4 protein-coding genes are annotated in these 5,493 nt (G+C 63.1%); 1 reads left to right on the forward strand and 3 read right to left on the reverse strand.

The features are described 5' to 3' along the window. The 3 genes from VJ604_RS10900 to clpB form a co-directional block, all read right to left on the reverse strand. On the reverse strand, positions 1-1,143 hold a 1,143-nt coding region (locus VJ604_RS10900), incomplete at its 3' end, for a M48 family metallopeptidase (RefSeq protein ID WP_324082409.1). Positions 1,144-1,235: 92 nt separating this feature from the next. Further along, positions 1,236-1,589, reverse strand: coding sequence for a hypothetical protein (locus VJ604_RS10905; RefSeq protein WP_324082411.1), 354 nt, complete (start codon positions 1,587-1,589; stop codon positions 1,236-1,238). A gap of 127 nt (positions 1,590-1,716) precedes the next feature. Continuing rightward, positions 1,717-4,308, reverse strand: coding sequence for an ATP-dependent chaperone ClpB (gene clpB / locus VJ604_RS10910; protein WP_324082413.1), 2,592 nt, complete (start codon positions 4,306-4,308; stop codon positions 1,717-1,719). Between the two features lie 222 nt (positions 4,309-4,530). Here clpB and VJ604_RS10915 point away from each other — a divergent pair, with 222 nt between their 5' ends. Beyond that, positions 4,531-5,433 carry a putative Ig domain-containing protein gene (locus tag VJ604_RS10915; protein WP_324082415.1) on the forward strand — a complete coding sequence of 301 codons (903 nt, stop codon included), beginning with the start codon at positions 4,531-4,533 and terminating at the stop codon, positions 5,431-5,433. Positions 5,434-5,493 lie beyond the last annotated feature (60 nt).

A 5,493-nucleotide genomic window follows, 5' to 3' on the forward strand; every position in this document is an offset into this window, starting at 1 on the left:
AAGGTTCTCGCGCGAGAGCTTGATCAGCGCCTGCCCCAGGGCCTCGGGGGTGCCGGTCAGTTCCGCGGCGAAGCCGTCGGCCTGCCACTCGTTGCGGCGGGAAAGCCAGGAGAAGAAAGGCGTGCAGAGAAAGGAGAGGATGGAGGCCAGAAAGCCGATCATCACGAGCTGGGCCGGAAAGGAGCCCTGCGGCATGCCGAACAGCATGGGGAGCCCCCCCCAGACGATCAGCCGGTACGACGCCCAGATCACCAGCAGGGCCGCCGACTCGGTCAACAGCAGCGTCTTCCAGATATGCCCTTTCTTCCAGTGGCCACCCTCGTGGGCGAGGATGGCCAGCAATTCGGCGCGCGACATCTGCTTCACCAGGGTGTCGTAGAGGACGATCCGCTTGACCCTGCCGATGCCGGTGAAGTAGGCATTGGAGTGGAGGCTGCGGCGGGAGGCGTCCATCTGCTGCACCTCCTTCACCTCGATCCCCCCTTTCTTGAGCAGCTCCCTGATCTCCTCCGCCAGTTCCGCGTCCTTGAGCGGTTCGAACTTGGAAAAGAGGGGCTCGATCAGGTAAGGGGAAAGGTAGATCATGGTGACCGAGAAGAGGGCGAAGAAGAGCCAGACCCAGAGCCACCAAAGCGCCGGGGAATGCCTGACGATCAACAGCGCGATGGAGCCGAGCAGGGCCAAAAGCAGCGTGGAGAGGAGGGTCGATTTGAGGAGGTCGGAGAGCCAGAGCCTGAAAGTGGTGGTGTTGAAGCCGTAGCGTCTCTCCAGCCGGAAGGTGGTGTAGAGGGAGAACGGGATGTCCAGCACCCCCTCGATGAGGCTTACGAACAGCACGAACAGGACCCCGCTCAGCACGAAGGAGCCGGTAAGGGAGCCGATCCAGGCGTCGTAAAGGGGGAAAAGGGGGGTAAAAAGGAAGGCGAGCAGGATCGCGCTGTCATAGATGGAATGGAGCAGCGCGACCCTGCTCTGATCGAGCGTGTAGCTTGCCGATTTCGCCAGCGCCTCGCTATCGAGGCATCCCTCGAAACCGGCCGGGACGGTGGTCCCGTGCAGCTTGAGGTGGCGAAGGTTCAGGAAGCGGAGAAGGTAGCTGGCCGCAAAACGTGCGAGGTAGGCGAGGATCAGGACGCTCTTCATACGCTTCGGTCACCTTTCTGGTTGTTGAGGAGGGCCGTCTCGATGATTACTGCACGTGGAACCGCTACCGTACTCCTGGTCTTGACGGCACCCTACTTCATCATGGGGGCGCCGCAGAACATTATGCTATCGAAGGTCCTCTTCAGCGTCCTGCTCGGGAAGTTCCGCATCTCGCCGCACCCTCTGAAGAAGAGCTTCTCGCCGACCCGGGTTTCGAGGGCGGAATAGGCGACCCACACACTCTTGCCGTCTTTCTCCAGTCTCGCATAGGTGTAGCCCCCACCGGTCATGGTTTCCATGACGGTTCCCGAGGGATTGAAGTCCACTGCTTCGGTGGCGGGTTTGGTCTCTACCTTGGCGGCCGGGGGGGCGGCCGTCTCCGGCGTCTTGGGCTCCTCAGCGCAGAATCCAGCTACCGGTACGGCAATGGCAAACAGTATGGACACAATGATGGAAGAAGGTTTCATGATCACCCCGCTTTGTTTGGTGCCGGCTGGCGGCAGATTTTACAGCGGCGGGAATCATATCAGCTTATCTTCCCCAAGGCAACCTCATCGGCCCCGCCTGAACCGCTCACTCCTTCCGCGTGATCACCAGCGAGTCACCGGCCGGGGAGATATCGACCAGCACGACGTCTCCCGAGGCGAACTTCCCTTCCAGCAGCATGAGGGCCAGCGGATCCTGGATTTTCCGCTGCAGTAAGCGCTTGAGCGGCCGCGCGCCGTAGGCGGCATAGTTGCCTTCCCGCGCCAGGTACTCGCGGGCCTGCTCGGTGACCTCGAGCCCCACCCCCCTTTCGGCCAGCCGGTCCTTGAGCGACTGCAGCTGGATGACCACGATCTCCTTGATCTTGTCCAGTGGCAGGGCGTGGTAGATGACGATCTCGTCCACCCGGTTCAGGAACTCCGGCTTGAAGCTCTGGCGCAGCACCTCCATGACCTCCTTCTGCATCCGGTGGTAATCGCCGGCGCCGTACTGCTGGATCAGGTGGGAGCCCAGGTTGCTGGTCATGATGATGACCGCGTTCTTGAAGTCGACCGTGCGCCCTTGGCCGTCGGTGAGCCGGCCGTCGTCGAGGATCTGCAGGAAGACGTTGAACACCTCGGGGTGCGCCTTCTCGATCTCGTCGAACAGCACGATGCAGTAGGGCCTCCGCCTGACCGCTTCGGTCAGCTGCCCACCCTCCTCGTAGCCGACGTAGCCGGGAGGGGCGCCGATCAGCCGGGCCACAGTGTGCTTCTCCTGGTACTCGCTCATGTCGATGCGCACGATGGCCTGGTCGTCGTCGAACAGGAAGGAGGCCAGCGCCCGGGCGGTCTCGGTCTTGCCGACGCCGGTGGGCCCCAGGAAGAGGAAGGAGCCGATCGGGCGGTTGGGGTCGGAGAGGCCGCTTCTGGCGCGCCTGATGGCGTTCGAGACCAGGGTGAGCGCCTCGTCCTGGCCCACCACCCGGTTTTTAAGCCGCTCTTCCATCTTGATCAGCTTCTCGGTCTCGCTCTCCAACATGCGGTTCACCGGGATGCCGGTCCACTTGGCCACCACCTGGGCGATCATCTCGGCGTCGACCTCCTCGGTCAGCATCTTGGTGTCCTTCTGGAAGGCCTCCAGGGTCTGCCGCTTGTCCTCCATCTCCTTCTGGAGGGCGGGGATCTCGCCGTAGAGGATCTCGGAGACCCGGGCAAGCTTCTGCTCCCGCTTGCACTGCTCGGCCTCCTCCTTTTTCTTCTCCAGCCGCTCCTTCACCTGCTGCAGGCTGTCGATCAGGCTCTTTTCACGCTGCCAGTGCACCTTGAGCTCCCCGGACTGTTTCTTCAGAGAGTTCAGCTCGTCCCTGAGCTTTTGCAGCCGCTCCTGGGCCCGGCGGTCGGTCTCCCGCATGAGCGCCTGTTCCTCGATCTCCAGCTGCAGGATGCGCCGGTCGACCTCGTCGATCTCGGACGGCTTGGAATCCAGCTCGATCCTCAGCCGGGAGGCCGCCTCGTCGATCAGGTCGATGGCCTTGTCCGGCAGGAAGCGGTCGGTGATGTAGCGGTCCGACAGGGTGGCAGCGGCGATGATGGCGCTGTCCTGGATCCTGATGTGGTGGTAGACCTCGTAGCGCTCCTTGAGTCCGCGCAGGATCGAGATGGTCTCGGCCACGCTCGGCTCACCGGCGAAAACCTGCTGGAAGCGGCGCTCGAGGGCCGCGTCCTTCTCGATGTACTTGCGGTACTCATTCAAGGTGGTGGCGCCGATGCAGTGCAGCTCGCCCCGCGCCAGCGCCGGCTTCAGCATGTTGGAGGCGTCCATGGCTCCTTCGGCGGCGCCGGCCCCCACCAGGGTGTGCAGCTCGTCGATGAACAGGATGACCTTCCCCTCCGAGCGCGCCACCTCCTTGATGACCGCCTTCAGCCGCTCCTCGAACTCGCCGCGGTACTTGGCGCCGGCGATCAGGGCCCCCATGTCCAGGGAGAGTACCTGCTTGTCCTTGAGGGTCTCCGGCACGTCCCCCGACACGATGCGCTGGGCGAGCCCCTCGACGATGGCGGTCTTGCCCACGCCGGGCTCGCCGATCAGCACCGGGTTGTTCTTGGTGCGGCGGGAGAGGACCTGCAGCACGCGCCTGATCTCCTCGTCGCGGCCGATCACCGGGTCGAGCTTGTTCTGGCGGGCGAGCTGGGTAAGGTCGCGGCAGTACTTGGCGAGCGCCTGGTATTTCTGTTCCGGGTCCTGGTCAGTGACCGCCTCGCCGCCGCGCAGCTCCTTGAGGGCGGCGAGCACGTTCTCCCGGCTCACCCCGTGCTGGGAGAGTAGCCGGGCGGCCTGGGTGTCACGGGCTCCCAGGAGGGCCAGAAGCAGGTGCTCGGTGGAGACGAAGGCGTCGTGCATCCCGTCCGCTTCCTTCTGCGCCTGGTCGAGGATGCGGTTGAGCGCCGGGGACAACGAGAGCTGTCCACCGCTCACCCGGGAGGACCGCTTGAGCGCCGCACCCACCTCCTCGCGCAACTGGGGCAGGGGGGCGCCTATCTTCTTGAGCAGGTCCGGCACGAAGCCGGCTTCCTGGTCGAGCAGGGCAAGCAGCAGGTGTTCGGGTTCGATGGTGGCGGCCGACATGTTCGCCGCGCTCTCCTGCGCCGAGGCCAGGGCCTCCTGTGTTTTTACCGTCATCTTTTCAGGTCGTATCATTGGTGTACCTCCGAGGGTGAATCCCTAGGGGAAGGATAAGTAGCCCCCCCTGCGGTGTCAAGGCACCCCCCGACATTGGGGCGCCGGAAGAGGCTTACCTGCGGAATTTCCTTGTAAATTAAAGGTTCGACAGGGTAGTATGACGCGGCGTAAGTGTGGCCTTTCGGGTTGGGCCGGGGCTGTCATTTGATGCTGATATCGGTGTGGTGAGAGGGGGGATTCGTGAAGCAGCTCATGTTGGGCGTCCTGCTGCTGTTTGCACTGTTCGGATGCGGGGTCGACTGGTTTCCGTCCAACCAGCCGGAGATAACCACCCCGGTCCTGCCGTCAGGAATCGTGGGCTCGAGTTACAGCCAGACACTTTCCGCCGTCGGCGGTACTCCCCCCCTTGTCTGGGGGATCTCGAGTGGCCTCCTCCCCCCCGGTTTGAGCATAAGTAGCTCCGGGGTCATCTCCGGAACTCCCACCAAGGGTGGGACCTTCAGATTTACCGTGATAGCCGCCGACAGCCACACCAAGCTTACCGGCACCCGCACCTACACCGTCGTCATAATCACGGCGACGCAATTGCCCGTAGCGACGCCCGGAACCAGCTACACGGCCCCCCTTGCCGCCACGGGGAATGCGCCCTTCACCTGGACGGTGGTCGATACCTCGCTGCCGGCGGGGACGATTCTGCCAGCCAACATCACGGTCGGTTTGCCACCCGGTCTGGCAGTCAGCAACAGCGCTGGCACGCTAAGCGGTACGCCAACCACCGCCGGGGATTTTCTGTTCTCGGTCACGGCCACCGACTCGTCTGATCCGGCCGTTTCGACCACCACGGTGTACTCCATTCATGTCGGCGCTGTCTCGATAACGACGACCAGTCTTGCCTTCGGGATCGTGAGCAGCGCCTACCTGCAAAGGGTCGATGCACAGGGGGGGACCAAGCCATATACGTGGAGTATCACCGGCCTCCCGAGCGGCTTAGGCTTCAGGACGATGAGCTCGGCAACTGCTGTTATCTCCGGAATCCCTACCGTTTCCGGCACTTCCAACGTTACTATCAAGGTCACTGATTCGGCATCGGCTGCCAACACGGCGAGTACGATTCTGCCGCTAGAGGTCAAAGCCGCCCACTAGGACTTTGCCGTCGCACCAGACGGATTTTAGTAAGCAGGAGCAAGATTGACAGAGTTTGAA

The organism is Geomonas sp. (assembly GCF_035254065.1).
Classification (GTDB): Bacteria; Desulfobacterota; Desulfuromonadia; order Geobacterales; family Geobacteraceae; genus Geomonas.